Raw genomic sequence first — 13250 nt, 5'->3', positions numbered from 1 at the left:
GGCATTGCCCCGGCCCCGGGCCGTGGGGCGGCCGTGGCAACAGGGTTCCACCTGACGCGGGCTCCGGCGGCCGATGTGGCAGATTGCCCTATATATGCGGTTTGTCAGCACATGGCGTGGAAGTTCCCGGATGTTTGCGTTGGCTGTGTGAGAGTGAGAGGAAGAAAAGTGACCGAGCTCACGAGCGCGCCTGAAAGTCGGTGGTCGGTGTGGGGGGAACGACCAGGACGCCCCGGTACGACGAGTTCAGCCGCTACGTGGAGGAACGCGGTCCCGCGCTGCTGCGGATGGCCAGGTCGCTGACCAACAGCCACGCCGACGCCGAGGACCTGTTGCAGGCGGCGCTCGTCAAGACCTTCCTGGCCTGGGACCGCATCGCGAACCCGAGGGCCCGGGACGGCTACGTGCGCCGGGCGATGGTCAACACGCAGATCTCCGAATGGCGCCGCAGCCACCTGGACGTGTACCCGACCGACGACATCCCCGAGCAGAGGGTCGACGACCCGACGTGGCGCAGCGACCTCGCCGACGTCGTGGAGCGGGCCATCGAGAAGCTGCCCGACCGCCAGCGCACGACGGTCGTGCTCAGGTACTACGACGACCTGACGGAAGCGCAGATCGCCCAGCGGATGGGGGTGACGCTCGGCACGGTCAAGAGCACCCTGTCCCGGGCGGTGGAGAAGCTGCGCCGCGACGCCGACCTCATCATCGAGCGGGCCATCGGCTGACGGCCGCCGGGGAGTCGGGATTCGTTTTGCGCAGCACCCCATGGGGTCTGTACCCTTGTCACAGCCAGGAGGATTCGCCTAGTCAGGTCTATGGCGCCGCACTGCTAATGCGGTTAGGTGGCAACACCTTCCGGGGTTCAAATCCCCGATCCTCCGCGCTCCGGCCGGGGGCCTTCCGCATGACGGAAGGCCCCCGGCCTCTTTTTCGGGCCTTCTCGGCACGGGATCCCGCCGGGGACACCGCCCCCGTCGCCCGGGGCCGCCCGGATCGGCCGAGAGGCCGCCATCCCCTCGCCCGGGCCCAGCCGGAGCCGGATCTCGCGTGAGCCACGCGGACACCGCCCCGCCCCGCTCAGACACGGCACGACACGTCCGTCGACCGCCCCGGACATCCCCCGCGAACCCCGGCACACCACCCGCCGTGTGTGACGACGCTCATTGTTGACAGTGCTTACACCTCGATCTACTCTCATGTAAGCACCGCACACATTTAGCGAGGGAGACACCGATGCCATCGACCCACCAGGACACGGTCGAGGTCGACCTGGGCGACCGCAGGGTCGCGGTCCCCAAGGGCGGCCTGTACGACCGCTACCGGATGGACACCGATCTCGACGAGGTCGCCCGCGATCCCCGCGTCAGCGGCGTCGACTTCTTCCGCCGACTGCCCAAGACCAGGGTCGAGTCGCCGATCGGCCCGACGCTCACACCGAACTTCTACTACCGGATGTCGACCGCCCGGGTCACGATGCTCGCCCGGTCCCGCGCGCTCCGCTCCCGCCTGCCCCGGGAGCTGGACCCGCTGGAGGTCGCGCCCGGCCTGGGACTGGCCTCGGTCATGTTCTTCCGCTACGAGGTGTGCGACATCGACTTCTACACCGAGGCCGCCGTCGCGATCCCGGTCCGTCCGGTACGGCACGGCCGGCTCGGGTTCGTCGACCTCGTCTCCGGGCTCAAGAACGACCACCTCCACGCCTACGTGCTGTCCCTGCCGGTCAACACCGACATCGCCCAGGTCCGCGGGCACGACGGCTACGGCTTCCCCAAGTGGGTCACCGGGCTCGACGTCGACATCGACGCGAACCGGACCACCGCACGCGTGGCCAACGACTCCGGCGGAACGGACCTGTCCCTGTCGGTGACCACACCCGCCCAGACCGCGTACCCGTCCGGGGAACGGGTCTCGACGCTCACCTCGTACACCTCGATCGAGGGCGCCTGGCACTCGACCCTGAACCAGACCAACGTGCTCTCGACGGGAGGCACGCGCTCACCGCGCGACCTGGTCCTCAAGGCCGGGAGCGGTCGCCTGACCGACGACCTGCGATCGATCGACCCGATCAGAACCATCCAGCTCGACGTCACGACCGAGAGCCAGGCCGCGCTGCACATGCCGGTGCCGGTCTCGGTCCACAGGCGCTAGCGCGGGAACCGAAGGAGACAGCGATGACCGACACCAAGCCGACGACCGGGACCACGCCGACCGCACCCGCGAAGGCCGCGGACGGCCCGCCGTCCGGGAGGACGCCTCGGAGCCACGTCATGACCACCGCCCCCGCCGCCCCCGTCAGCGACCCCGGCCTGCCGCCGTCGCTGACCCCGGCCCTGCTCGAACGGCTGACCGCGCGGGTCGCGGCCGCGGCGGACGCCACACGGGTGACCACCCGCACCCCGTACACCGGCGGCCCGCTGGCCGAGCTGCCGGTCTCGACGCCCGCGGACGTCGACGCGGCGTTCGCGCGAGCCCGCACCGCCCAGGAGGCCTGGGCCGCCACACCCCTGCGGGAGCGCAGGCGCGTCATGCTGCGCTTCCACGACCTGGTCCTCGAACGCCGCGACGAGGCGCTGGACCTGATGCAGGCCGAGAACGGCAAGACCCGCCGCGACGCCTTCCTCGAGGTCACCGACATCGCGCTGACCTCCCGGTACTACGCGCGCAGCGCCGCCGGACTCCTGGCACCCCGACGTCGGCGCGGAGCGATGCCGCTGCTGACCCACACCACGGAGCTGCGTCACCCCAAGGGGGTCGTCGCCGTCATCTCGCCGTGGAACTACCCGCTGAGCATGGCCGCGGGCGACGCCATCCCGGCGCTCATGGCGGGCAACGCCGTCGTCCAGAAGCCCGACACCCAGACCGCGGTCACCGCGCTGTGGGCCCTGGACCTGATGCACGAGGCGGGTCTGCCGGCCGGCGTGTGGCAGATGGTGGTCGGCCGGGGAAGCTCGATCGGCGGGGCGCTCATGGACAACGCCGACTACGTGATGTTCACCGGATCCACCGCGAGCGGGCGCCGGATCGCCCGCGACGCGGGTGAGCGCCTGATCGGCGCCTCCCTGGAGCTGGGCGGCAAGAACGCCATGGTCGTCCTGGACGACGTCGACATCGACCGTGCCGTGGACGGCGCGATCGCCGCGAGCTTCCCCTCGGCCGGGCAGCTCTGCGTCTCCGTCGAGCGCATGTACGTGGCCGACGCGATCCACGACCGGTTCGTCGAGGAGTTCTCCGCCCGTACCAGGGCATTGCGGGTGGGGGCCGGGTACGACTTCGGCTACGACGTCGGCAGCCTCACCAACCCGGCCCAGTTGGAAACGGTCACCGCGCATGTGAAGGACGCCGTCGCCAAGGGGGCGACCGTTCTGGCGGGCGGCAGGGCGAGGCCGGACCTGGGGCCGCTGTTCCACGAGCCGACCATCCTCACCGACGTCACCCCGGACATGACGTTGTACGACCACGAGACCTTCGGGCCGGTCGTGTCGGTCTACCGGTACCGGGACGTCGACGAGGCGGTCGCGCGGGCCAACGCCACCCCGTACGGGCTCAACGCCAGTGTCTGGAGCCGCGACGGCGCCCGGGGGCGGGCGGTGGCCGCCCGACTGCACGCCGGGACGGTCAACGTCAACGAGGCCTTCGCCGCCGCGTGGGGCAGCATCGACGCGCCGATGGGCGGCATGGGCGACTCGGGGCTCGGCCGCCGCCACGGCGCCGACGGCCTCCTCAAGTACACCGAGCCGCAGACGGTCGCCCACCAGCGCCTGGTGGGGTTCACCCCGCCCGCGGGGGTGTCGTACCGGACCTGGGCGCAGGCCCTGACCATCGCGCTGAAGGCCATGAAGGGGGCGGGCATGCGCTGAGGCCCGACGCCGACCCAGACCCGGGGCCCGGGCGGACGCGGTTCCACCCGGGCCCCGGGTCTGCCCGGAGGCGACGGGGGCGGCACCGGGCCGGTGCCGCCCCCGTCGTGCCCCGCCGAACGGGGCCGCCGCCTACGCCGTCGCGGGGGAGGCGGCGAACAGCGCGTGGGAGGTGGCGCGGACCCGGTCGGCGAGCGCCTCGGGGTCGGAGGCGTCGAGTTTTCCGTCCAGGTACAGGAAGGCCAGTCCGTGGACGAGGGCCCACACCGCGGTGGAGAGCGCCTCGGCGTCGGCGTCGGGGAAGACCCCGTGGACGATGCCGCCGACGTACTCCCAGATGGCGGCGGTCGCGGCGACCCGCTCCTCGTTGTCCGGATCACACGGCTCGGCGAACATCGCCCGGAACAGGGCCGGGTGGTCGAGCGCGAAGCGGACGTAGGCGATGGCGACGTCGGCGAGCTCGTCGGGGGTCGCGGGCGAGGGGTGCGCCGCGGTCAGGTGGCCGGCGAGCTCGCGGTAGCCCTGAGCCGCGACCGCCGAGACGAGCGTGTCGCGGTCCTCGTAGTGGCGGTACGGGGCCGTCGCCGACACGCCGGCGCGCCGCGCCACCGCACGCATGGACAGCGCGGAGCTGCCGTCCTCCTCCAACAGCTCCCGGGCCGCGCGCAGGCAGGCGGCGCGCAGGTCGCCGTGGTGGTACTTGCTACTCGCTTGCGACACGGATCACGCTCCCAGATGTTTGCGGCGCTCACATCATCTTCTAATGTGAGCATTGCACACATCATACGCGATGAGGACGAACAAGGGAGAACCGGATGACCGGCGAACTGTACTCACCACTGCACCTGCGCTCCGGGGCGGTCCTGGGCAACCGGATCGCGAAGGCCGCCATGGAGGAGAACATGGCCGGCGACGGCCAACTGCCCGACCACGAGCTGCTGTCGCTGTACCGGCGCTGGGCCGCCGGCGGCGCCGGACTGCTGATCACCGGCAACGTCATGGTCCACGCCGAGGCGCTGACCGGCCCCGCCGGTGTCGTGCTCGACGACGCCGCACCGCTGGAGCCGTTCACCGCGTGGGCCGAGGCGGGCAGGTCCGGCGGCGGGGCGATGTGGATGCAGATCAACCACCCCGGCCGCCAGGTCCAGGCCGACATGCCCGGCGTCGTGTGGGGCCCCTCCGCGGTGGGCGTCGACCTGGGACGGCGCAGCAAGAGCTTCGGCAGCCCCACCGCCATGACCGCCGCGCAGATCGAGGCCACCGTGGCCCGGTTCGCGGTCACGGCCGTGCGCGCCGAGCAGGCGGGGTTCGACGGCGTGGAGGTCCACGCCGCGCACGGCTACCTGCTGTCGCAGTTCCTGTCCCCACTGGTCAACAAGCGCACCGACCTGTGGGGCGGACCCCTGGAGAACCGGGCCCGGATGCTGCTGGAGGTCGTCCGCGCCGTCCGCGCCGCCGTCTCACCGTCCTTCGCGGTCGCGGTGAAACTCAACTCCGCCGACTTCCAGCGCGGCGGGTTCGACGCGGACGACGCACGGCAGGTGATCGCGATGCTCGAACCGCTCGGCGTCGACCTGGTCGAACTGTCCGGCGGCAGCTACGAGAGCCCGGCGATGACCGGCCGCCCCGCCGACACGCGTACCCAGGCCCGCGAGGCCTACTTCCTGGACCTGGCCAGGGACCTGGTCGAGACCAGCCCCCTGCCGCTGATGCTCACCGGAGGCATCACCCGGCGCGCCACCGCCGACAGGGTCCTCGCCAACGGCGTGGACCTCGTCGGGATGGGCACCGCTCTGGCCGTCACCCCGGACCTGCCCCTCCGCTGGCGGGACCGCCGTGAGGCCGACCGGGGGCTACGGCCGGTGACCTGGTCGGACAAGGCCCTGGCCTCGGCCGCCAGCATGGCTCTGGTCCGTCACCAGATGCGGCGCGTCTCCCGCGGACGGTCCCCCAGGCCCGGCACCCACCCGGCCTACGCCCTGGTCTCCGAACAGCTCCACCGGCGACGCGCCCTGCGCCGCTACCGCGCCTGGCTGCCCACCGCACAGGGCTCCAGCACGGTGAACCGCCCCGGGCGGGCGCGCCACCGGGCGTCAGGGACCTCCTGACGGTGGGACGCCGGGGAAACGGGTGAATCCGCGCGGTGACGCAGGTCATGGGCGATGGCCACCACTGAATGTTGACGCCGCACACTTTCACTCCCTAATGTGAGCAGTGTACACATCGGGCTTCTCCATGATCCACCCACCGGCACCTGAGCCCACGTCCGATCACGGACAAGCCCGTCAACCCTGTGAACGGAGTGTCATGAAGGCGATCACGATCAAGGAGTTCGGCGGCCCCGAGGTCCTGGAGTGGACCGAGGTCCAGGACCCGGCGCCCGCCGCCGGAGAGGTCGTCGTCGACGTGGCGGCCACCGCCCTCAACCGGGCCGACGCCGTCCAACGGATCGGCCTCTACCCCGTGCCCGAGGGCGCCTCCCCCTACCCGGGGCTGGAGGTCTCCGGCCGCATCAGCGCGCTCGGCGCGGGCGTGACCGGCTGGAAGGTCGGCGACGAGGTCGCCGCACTGCTCACCGGGGGCGGCTACGCGCAGAGGGTCGCCGTTCCCGCGGGCCAACTGCTCACGATCCCCGAGGGGGTGGGCCTGGTCGAGGCCGCGTCCCTGCCCGAGGCGACCGCCACCGTGTGGTCCAACGTCTTCATGACCGCGCGGCTGAGCGAGGGGGAGACCTTCCTCGTGCACGGCGGGGCCGGAGGCATCGGCACCATGGCGATCCAGATCGCCAAGGCACGCGGCGCCCGCGTCGTCACCACCGTCGGCGGCCCCGAACAGGCCGCCCGGGCACGGGAACTGGGCGCCGACCTGGTGATCGACTACCGCACCGAGGACTTCGCCGAGCACGGCCCCTACGACGTGATCCTCGACATCATCGGCGGCGGCTACTTCGAGCGCAACATCCGCTCGCTGGCCACCGACGGGCGCCTGGTCATCATCGGCCTCCAGAACGGCCTGGAGGCGCCGCTCAACCTCGCCGACCTGGTGTTCAGGCGCCTCTCGGTGCACGGGACCACCCTGCGCTCGCGCTCCCCGGAGCAGAAGGCCGCCATCGTGGCCGGGGTCCGGAAGGAGGTCTGGCCGCTGATCGGCAGCGGAGCCGTCAGGCCGATCATCGACCGGGTCCTGCCCATGCCCGAGGCCGCCGAGGCGCACCGACGCCTGGAGGTCGGCGGACACGTCGGCAAGATCCTGCTGGTGAACGACTAGGTGCGGTCACCCCGACCGCACCAGGGTGCCACCGGCCACCATGGGGGAGGTCGCACCGTCCGCACCGGACGGTGCGACCTCCCCCACCGCCGCATCCGCGTGAGACCGCACGAAGGAGAACAGAACCCATGACCGGCCGCATCCTCCTGCTCGGCGCCACCGGCTACACCGGCGGCCTCGTCCTCGACGCCCTCCTGAGGCGCGGCGTTCGACCCGTCGTGGCCGGACGCGACGCCGCCGCCCTGACCGCCCTGGCCGAGCGGTCAGGCGGACTCGACCACGCGGTCGTCGACGCCAACGAACCCACGGGCCTGCGCGCACGGCTGCGACACGGTGACGTCCTCATCACCACCGTCGGTCCCTTCGAACGCTACGGGCACCCCGTCGCGCGGGCCGCCGCCGACATCGGCGCCCACTACATCGACTCCACCGGCGAGGTCGGCTTCGTCCGTGCCCTGCACGACCGGCACCACCAGCGCGCCCGCGACACCGGATCGGTGATGCTCCCCGCCTTGGGCTACGACTACGTCCCCGGCGTCCTGGCCGGAACCCTCGCCGCCCTCCAGGCGGGCGACGCCGCCCGCGTACTCGACATCGGCTACTTCGCCACCGGCCCGCTGAGGAACGGCATCAGCCAGGGCACCCGCACCACCATGCGCGACGGCCTGACCCTTCCGTCGCCGCGTCGGCGCCGGCACCGGCTGGTCGAGGAGCGCACCGCCTCCCGCGTCCGCGGTTTCACCGTCCACGGCCGCCGCAGATCCGCCTTCCTGGTCTCCGGCACCGAGGTGCTGTTCCTGCCCGACACCTTTCCCGAACTCCGCGACATCACCGTGTACAACGGCTGGTTCCCCGCCCTCAGCCGACCGATCTCCCTGCTGTCGGCCCTCACCCACGCGGTGGAACGCCTGCCCCGCGGCCGCGAGCTGACCCGGGTCCTGACCCGGCCGCTCGCCGGCGGGGCACCCGGCGGCCCCGACACCGCCGAACGCGCGCGTACCCGCAGCCACGTCGTCGCCGTCGCCTCGACCGGCGCCCCGGGCGGCGCCCCGCTCGCCGAGGTCCACCTCGAAGGACCCAACCCCTACAGCCTGACCGGCGAACTCATCGCCTGGGCCGCGCACCGCCTCGCCACCGGCCCCGCCTCGGCGGCCGGGGTCGTCGGACCCGTCGACGCCTTCGGACTGGAGACGTTCCGCCGCGCCTGCGCCGAGATCGGGCTCGGCCCCGTCTGACCCGCGGGTGACGGCTCCAGGAGCAGCCGGTCGTGGGTGGCGGCGCTGCCGAACACCCGGCCCGCGCCGTGGATGTGGGAGCGCGCCGAACGAGAACGGGGCCGACGCACCGCCCGCGCCGACGGGGAGCCGGTCTCGCTGTCCCTGGACGTGTCCGGGGATCCCGGCTTCGGAGCCCTCCTGGACCGCGTGCGCGGCGGGCTGGCGGGAGGGGGTCCACCACGCTCGACGAGCAGGTCCGGAACGCCCCGGCCTCCGGTCGGAGGGAGCGCGAGGCTCTGGTGCCCCGACCCGACCTGCCCTCACCGGAGGCACGGGAGTTGGTCCGACGAGGTGGCGACGGACCGGCCCGGAGGCTCTGGAGATCACGGGTGACGCCCATGCCCTCACCCGCCTCCTGAGCGCGGCCGAGACCGAGTGGCACCGTGCCGCCCCCGGTGGCAGCACACGACCCCAAGGAACGGTTCTCCTCCCGTCCCAACAGCGCGTTTTCTCTTCCGGGCGACCTGGAACGGGCTCCGTGCCCGCGTGAGAGGATGCCCTGTCGGCGCGGTGTCGGCGCCCCTCCCCTGACCGGTGCAGAAAGGACGCACGCCTTGTCCCAGGACCACGGGCCCTCCGTCGCGGACGGTGCCCGGCCCGCCCTGCGAGCGGACTGCGCGAACTGCTTCGGCCTGTGCTGTACCGCCCTCCCGTTCGCGGCGTCCGCGGACTTCGCGGTCGACAAGAAGGCCGGGGACCCCTGCGGGAACCTGCGCGAGGACTTCAGCTGCGGTATCCACGCGCACCTGCGGGAGCGCGGCTTCTCCGGGTGCACCGTCTTCGACTGCTTCGGAGCGGGGCAGAAGGTCTCCCGGGTGACCTTCTCCGGCAGGAGCTGGCGGGAGGCCCCCGACACCGCCGCCGAGATGTTCGAGGTCTTCCCGGTCATGCGGCGGCTGCACGAACTGCTCTGGTACCTGTCCGAGGCGCTGCGCATGCCCGGGGCCCGTCCCGTCCACGGCGATCTGCGTCGTTGGTCGGACGACATCGAACGGCTCACCCTCGGGAGTGCCGCGGTCCTCGCGAAGACGGACGTGGACCGGGTGCGCGAGGAGGTCAACCCCCTCCTGCAACGCGCGAGCGAGCTGGTCCGGAAGGGGGTTCCCGGCCCCGGGAGGAACCACCGGGGCGCCGATCTCATGGGCGCGCGGCTGGGAGGGGCGGGGTTGCGGGGGGCGAACCTGCGCGGAGCCCTGCTCATCGCCGCCGACCTGCGCGACGCCGACCTGAGGACGGCGGACCTGACCGGGGCGGACCTGAGGGACGCCGACATCCGCGGGGCCGACCTGTCCGACAGCCTCTTCGTCACGCAGGTCCAGCTCAACGCGGCCAGGGGGGACGGGCGGACCAGGGTGCCCCGCGCCCTCGTCCGCCCCCCGCACTGGTAACCCGCCCCGGTCGGACCCTGGTGCGGTCCGGGAGGTCCGTCAGCCGCCGGCGGAACCCGGGTGCGGCACGCGTCGCCGGGCCCTCCACGCGGAACCCCTCCGGTGCCCGCCGACCGCGCCCTAGCCGCAGCCGCCCGCCGTGTCCGTGTCCGCGGCGGCCTCCGGGACGGGCAGGTCCGCCACCGGCCCGTCCGGCGCGCTCGCGCCCATCGCGTCGATGAACCCGTGCAGCCGGTCCAACCCCCAGAAGCGGTGGCGGCCGACCCGGAAGTAGGGAACGCCGAACGCGTCGTCGTGGTACAGGTCGAGCAGTGCCCGCAGCCCCTCCTCGCGCAGGCCGGGATCGGAGGCGGCGGAGGCGGCGGCCTCGCCGTCCAGCCCGACCCCGGCCGCCAGGTCCTTGACCAGGGCCGGGTCGCAGATGTTCGCGCCGCGTTCCCACCGGGCCTCGGTGACCGCGCGGTAGAACTCCCGGTCCCTGCCCTCCCGGCGGGCGTACAGCCAGGCCAGATGGGGCACCTCCCACCAGGGGTCGACGTCCACCGGCCAGGACATCGGGTACCCGAACCGGTGCGACAGCCGCTTGGTGTCGTAGAGGATGTACAGGTGCTTGGCCCTGCTCATGGGCGTGTAGGGGAACTCCCCGCCCTCGGCGCGCAACCGCGCCAGCAGGTCCTCGTCCGGCTCCCACCACGGGCGGAACTCGACGGTCTCGGCCGACTCCGGGTACAGCTCCTCCAGGCGGCGCAGCGCCATCCACGAGAAGGGGCTGCGGAACGCGAAGTACAGCCGCGGCGGCCTCCTCACCGTGCGCCTCCCCCGGTCCGGTGGTAGCCGCGGACGACCGCCGCTCCCACCGCCCCCTCCGCGGAGACCGAGGTCAGCACACCCACCCGGCCGTCCAGGGACGGGTCGGCACGGTGGTGGGCCAGCAGCGCCGCCAACTGGAACGGGCCCGAGGCGCTCTCGCACTCGCCGACCAGGGGCTTGATCCGGACCCGGGTCGGCAGGTCGCCGAGCACCGCGCGCACTCCGGCGTCCTCGGCCGCGTCGAGTTCCGGCACACCGTGCTCGCCGGTGGCCGCACCCCACACCCGCCCCGGCGCCACGTCTGCCAGACGCAGTGCGCGGACCAGGCACGACTCCAGGGTCCGCGCGGTGTCCCCGGGGGCACCGGTGCCGAACGCGGACGCCAGGACCTCGGCCTCCGGAGTCCGGCCCCGGGCCCGCACCCGCTCGGCGTCCTCCACCGCGAACACCGCCGCGCCCTCGCCCACCGGCACGTCGTGCCCGGCGGTCCGCGCCCGGTGGCTCCAGGCGGTGTGCGGGCTGAACTCCTCGACGGCTCCGGCCAGCAGGACGTCGGCGTGCCCGCCCGCGATGAGCGTGGCGCCGTAGCGCAGCACGTTGAGCCCGGAGAGCTGGCCGCCCGCCACCGTGGCGTTGACTCCGCGCAGCCCGTGCCAGATCGCGCTGCGCCCGGCGGGGCAGTTGATCGTCGCGCTGGGGAACATCACCGGGTTGACCAGGTAGGGGCGCTCCTGGACGAGGGTGTCCCGGCTGAACTCGCTGGTGGTGCGGACGCTTCCGGCGGTCGTCCCCAGCACGATCCCCACGCGCCCGTCGGTCTCCTCGTCCACCACCGTGTCGGTCGCGTCGAGGGCCAGCCCGGTCGCCACCACCGCCAGCGCGGTGCTGCGGTCCAGGTGCCGGGTTCCCTTGCGGCCCACGTGGTCGGCGGCCCGGAAGCCCGGGATGGCGTGTGTCCTCCCGGGCGGCAGCGGCGCGTCGAACATCGCCGCCGCGTCCTCGGCGCCCACCTGTCCGGAGCGGCCCTCACGGACCGCCTCGGTGAACTCCTCCGCGCCCGTACCGATCGGCGACACCGCCGACCAGCCGGTGATCGACAGCACCGGACGGGCCGTCCTCGTCACGCTCACGAAACCCTCCCGAAGACGGTGATGGCGTTGTTGCCGCCGAAGGCGAACCCGTTGTTCTGCACCACGTTCAGGTCGGCCGGACGCGCCCGGTTGGGCACCGGGTCGACCCCGCCCAGCGCCGGGTCGTGGTTGGCGAAGTTGATCGTGGGCGGCAGGAACCCGTCCCGCATCCCGATGAGCGAGGCGATGGCGCCGAACGCGCTGGAGGCGCCCATGGTGTGGCCCAGCATCGACTTGACCGAACTGATCGGCGGCGCGTCCGGTCCGAAGACCTCCCGGTGCGCCGTCGCCTCGGCGAGGTCGTTGGCGGGGGTGCCCGTGCCGTGGGCGCACACGTAGTCCACGTCCTTGGGCTTGACGCCCGCGTTGGCGTGCGCGCGGCGCATGCACTCGGCGATCCCGGCGGGGTTGGGGGAGACCATGTGGTCGGCGTCGCAGTTGAGCCCGTACCCCAGGACCTCCGCGTACACGCGGGCGCCGCGGGCGCGGGCCCCGTCCAGCGTCTCCAGGACCAGGACCGCCCCGCCCTCGGCGGTGATGATGCCGGAGCGGTCGCGGTCGAACGGCGAGCTGACGTCCTCGGCGACCGCTCCCAACCGGAAGAACCCGGCGTGCGCCCAGCGCAGCACCGAGTCCGCGCCGCCCGCCAGCATGATGTCGGCCTCCCCGAAACGGACGAGGTCGTAGGCGTAACCGAGGGCGTAGTTGCCCGCGGAGCAGGCGGTCGCCAGCGTCATGGCCTCACCGGTCAGCGACAGCTCGCGGTTGACCGCGTAGGCCAGCCGGGCCGCCGGCACCCGTGCGTACAGATGCGGGTCCTGGCCCTCCCAGCCGTGCTCGACCTCCTGCTCGGTGAGCCGCTCGATGGTCGGCGACTCCCCGCTGGTGGTGCCCAGGACCGACCCGGCCTCGGCGCGGGCCAGGTCGGAGGGGTCAAGGCCGGCGTCGGAGACGGCCAGCCGCGCGGCCGCCGCCGCGAAGAGGCTGGACCGGCCCCACTCGTCGGGGTCGAGCCGCTCCAGCAGCTCCCCGGGGGCGAAGTCCCTGACCTCGCCCGCGTTGCGGTGGGGGAATCCGGAGGCGTCGAAGGAGGAGATGGGGGAGACCCCCGAGCGCCCGGCGCGCACCGACGCGCCGAACGCCTCCGCCCCCGTTCCCACGTTGGACACGGGCCCCAGGCCCGTCACGACGACCCTGCGCATCAGCCCCTGGTCCCCTCGTACCGGGTGACGACGGCGTGGACGCCGTTGAGGCTGCCCATGTTGGGCAGCTCGGTCTGCGGGATGGCCACGCCGAGGCCCTTCTCGATGCGCGCGAGGACCTCGATGGCCTGGAGCGAGTCGGCCTCGTGCTCCTCGGAGAAGAGGCCGTCGGGGGTGATCTCCTCGGGTTCGACCTCCAGGACGTCGGCCACGATCTCGCGCAGTTCGTCGATGAGGGCGGTGGCGGTCTCGGACATGCGGTGTCTCCTCTGGTGGTGTGCGGTGTGCTGATGGTGGACGTGGGAAGAGGGCGGGC

At 73.0% G+C, this 13250-nt stretch carries 12 protein-coding genes and 1 tRNA gene; 8 read left to right on the top strand and 5 right to left on the bottom strand.

Annotated elements, in window-relative coordinates:
* Positions 1–200 precede the first annotated feature (200 nt).
* The 4 genes from ACTVAJ_RS17680 to ACTVAJ_RS17665 all read left to right on the top strand — a co-directional run bounded on the left by ACTVAJ_RS17680 (position 201) and on the right by ACTVAJ_RS17665 (position 3860).
* Complete coding sequence (locus ACTVAJ_RS17680) at positions 201–728, top strand: SigE family RNA polymerase sigma factor (RefSeq protein WP_017599135.1); 528 nt, start codon at positions 201–203, stop codon at positions 726–728.
* 67 nt (positions 729–795) lie between these two features.
* A tRNA-Ser gene (locus ACTVAJ_RS17675) sits at positions 796–884 on the top strand.
* A 352-nt stretch (positions 885–1236) separates the two neighbouring features.
* The gene (locus ACTVAJ_RS17670) at positions 1237–2151 is read left to right on the top strand and encodes an acetoacetate decarboxylase family protein (protein ID WP_470389278.1); all 915 of its coding nucleotides are present in this window, start codon (positions 1237–1239) and stop codon (positions 2149–2151) included.
* A 119-nt stretch (positions 2152–2270) separates the two neighbouring features.
* On the top strand, positions 2271–3860 hold the full coding sequence (locus ACTVAJ_RS17665; RefSeq protein ID WP_470389328.1) for a succinic semialdehyde dehydrogenase: 1590 nt from the start codon (positions 2271–2273) through the stop codon (positions 3858–3860).
* 132 nt (positions 3861–3992) lie between these two features.
* Here ACTVAJ_RS17665 and ACTVAJ_RS17660 read toward each other — a convergent pair whose 3' ends face one another.
* On the bottom strand, positions 3993–4580 hold the full coding sequence (locus ACTVAJ_RS17660; protein ID WP_470389277.1) for a TetR/AcrR family transcriptional regulator: 588 nt from the start codon (positions 4578–4580) through the stop codon (positions 3993–3995).
* A gap of 95 nt (positions 4581–4675) precedes the next feature.
* Here ACTVAJ_RS17660 and ACTVAJ_RS17655 point away from each other — a divergent pair, with 95 nt between their 5' ends.
* The 4 genes from ACTVAJ_RS17655 to ACTVAJ_RS17640 all read left to right on the top strand — a co-directional run bounded on the left by ACTVAJ_RS17655 (position 4676) and on the right by ACTVAJ_RS17640 (position 9792).
* Positions 4676–5968, top strand: a complete 1293-nt coding sequence (locus ACTVAJ_RS17655; RefSeq protein ID WP_470389276.1) for an NADH:flavin oxidoreductase/NADH oxidase family protein — start codon at positions 4676–4678, stop codon at positions 5966–5968.
* A gap of 199 nt (positions 5969–6167) precedes the next feature.
* Positions 6168–7127 (top strand): NAD(P)H-quinone oxidoreductase, encoded by a 960-nt coding sequence (locus ACTVAJ_RS17650; protein WP_470389275.1) that lies wholly within the window; start codon positions 6168–6170, stop codon positions 7125–7127.
* Positions 7128–7255: 128 nt separating this feature from the next.
* Positions 7256–8362 carry a saccharopine dehydrogenase family protein gene (locus ACTVAJ_RS17645; protein WP_470389274.1) on the top strand — a complete coding sequence of 369 codons (1107 nt, stop codon included), beginning with the start codon at positions 7256–7258 and terminating at the stop codon, positions 8360–8362.
* A 596-nt stretch (positions 8363–8958) separates the two neighbouring features.
* On the top strand, positions 8959–9792 hold the full coding sequence (locus ACTVAJ_RS17640) for a pentapeptide repeat-containing protein (protein ID WP_470389273.1): 834 nt from the start codon (positions 8959–8961) through the stop codon (positions 9790–9792).
* Between the two features lie 120 nt (positions 9793–9912).
* On the opposite strand, the gene ACTVAJ_RS17635 is transcribed toward ACTVAJ_RS17640, so the two are convergent.
* From ACTVAJ_RS17635 to ACTVAJ_RS17620, 4 genes are read right to left on the bottom strand one after another with little or no spacing between them, the layout of a single operon-like run.
* Positions 9913–10599, bottom strand: a complete 687-nt coding sequence (locus tag ACTVAJ_RS17635; RefSeq protein ID WP_470389272.1) for a DsbA family protein — start codon at positions 10597–10599, stop codon at positions 9913–9915.
* Positions 10596–11732: a beta-ketoacyl synthase N-terminal-like domain-containing protein gene (locus ACTVAJ_RS17630; protein ID WP_470389271.1), complete on the bottom strand. Its 1137-nt coding sequence runs from the start codon at positions 11730–11732 to the stop codon at positions 10596–10598. Before ACTVAJ_RS17630 ends, ACTVAJ_RS17635 begins: the two co-directional genes overlap by 4 nt.
* Positions 11729–12934 (bottom strand): beta-ketoacyl-[acyl-carrier-protein] synthase family protein, encoded by a 1206-nt coding sequence (locus ACTVAJ_RS17625; protein WP_470389270.1) that lies wholly within the window; start codon positions 12932–12934, stop codon positions 11729–11731. Before ACTVAJ_RS17625 ends, ACTVAJ_RS17630 begins: the two co-directional genes overlap by 4 nt.
* Positions 12934–13191, bottom strand: coding sequence for an acyl carrier protein (locus tag ACTVAJ_RS17620; protein ID WP_470389269.1), 258 nt, complete (start codon positions 13189–13191; stop codon positions 12934–12936). Before ACTVAJ_RS17620 ends, ACTVAJ_RS17625 begins: the two co-directional genes overlap by 1 nt.
* Positions 13192–13250 lie beyond the last annotated feature (59 nt).

The organism is Nocardiopsis sp. KDC1DS13DA1 (genome assembly GCF_055632325.1).
Note: the sequence above shows the minus strand (reverse complement) of the source record. Positions and strands in the feature narration are given on the sequence as shown.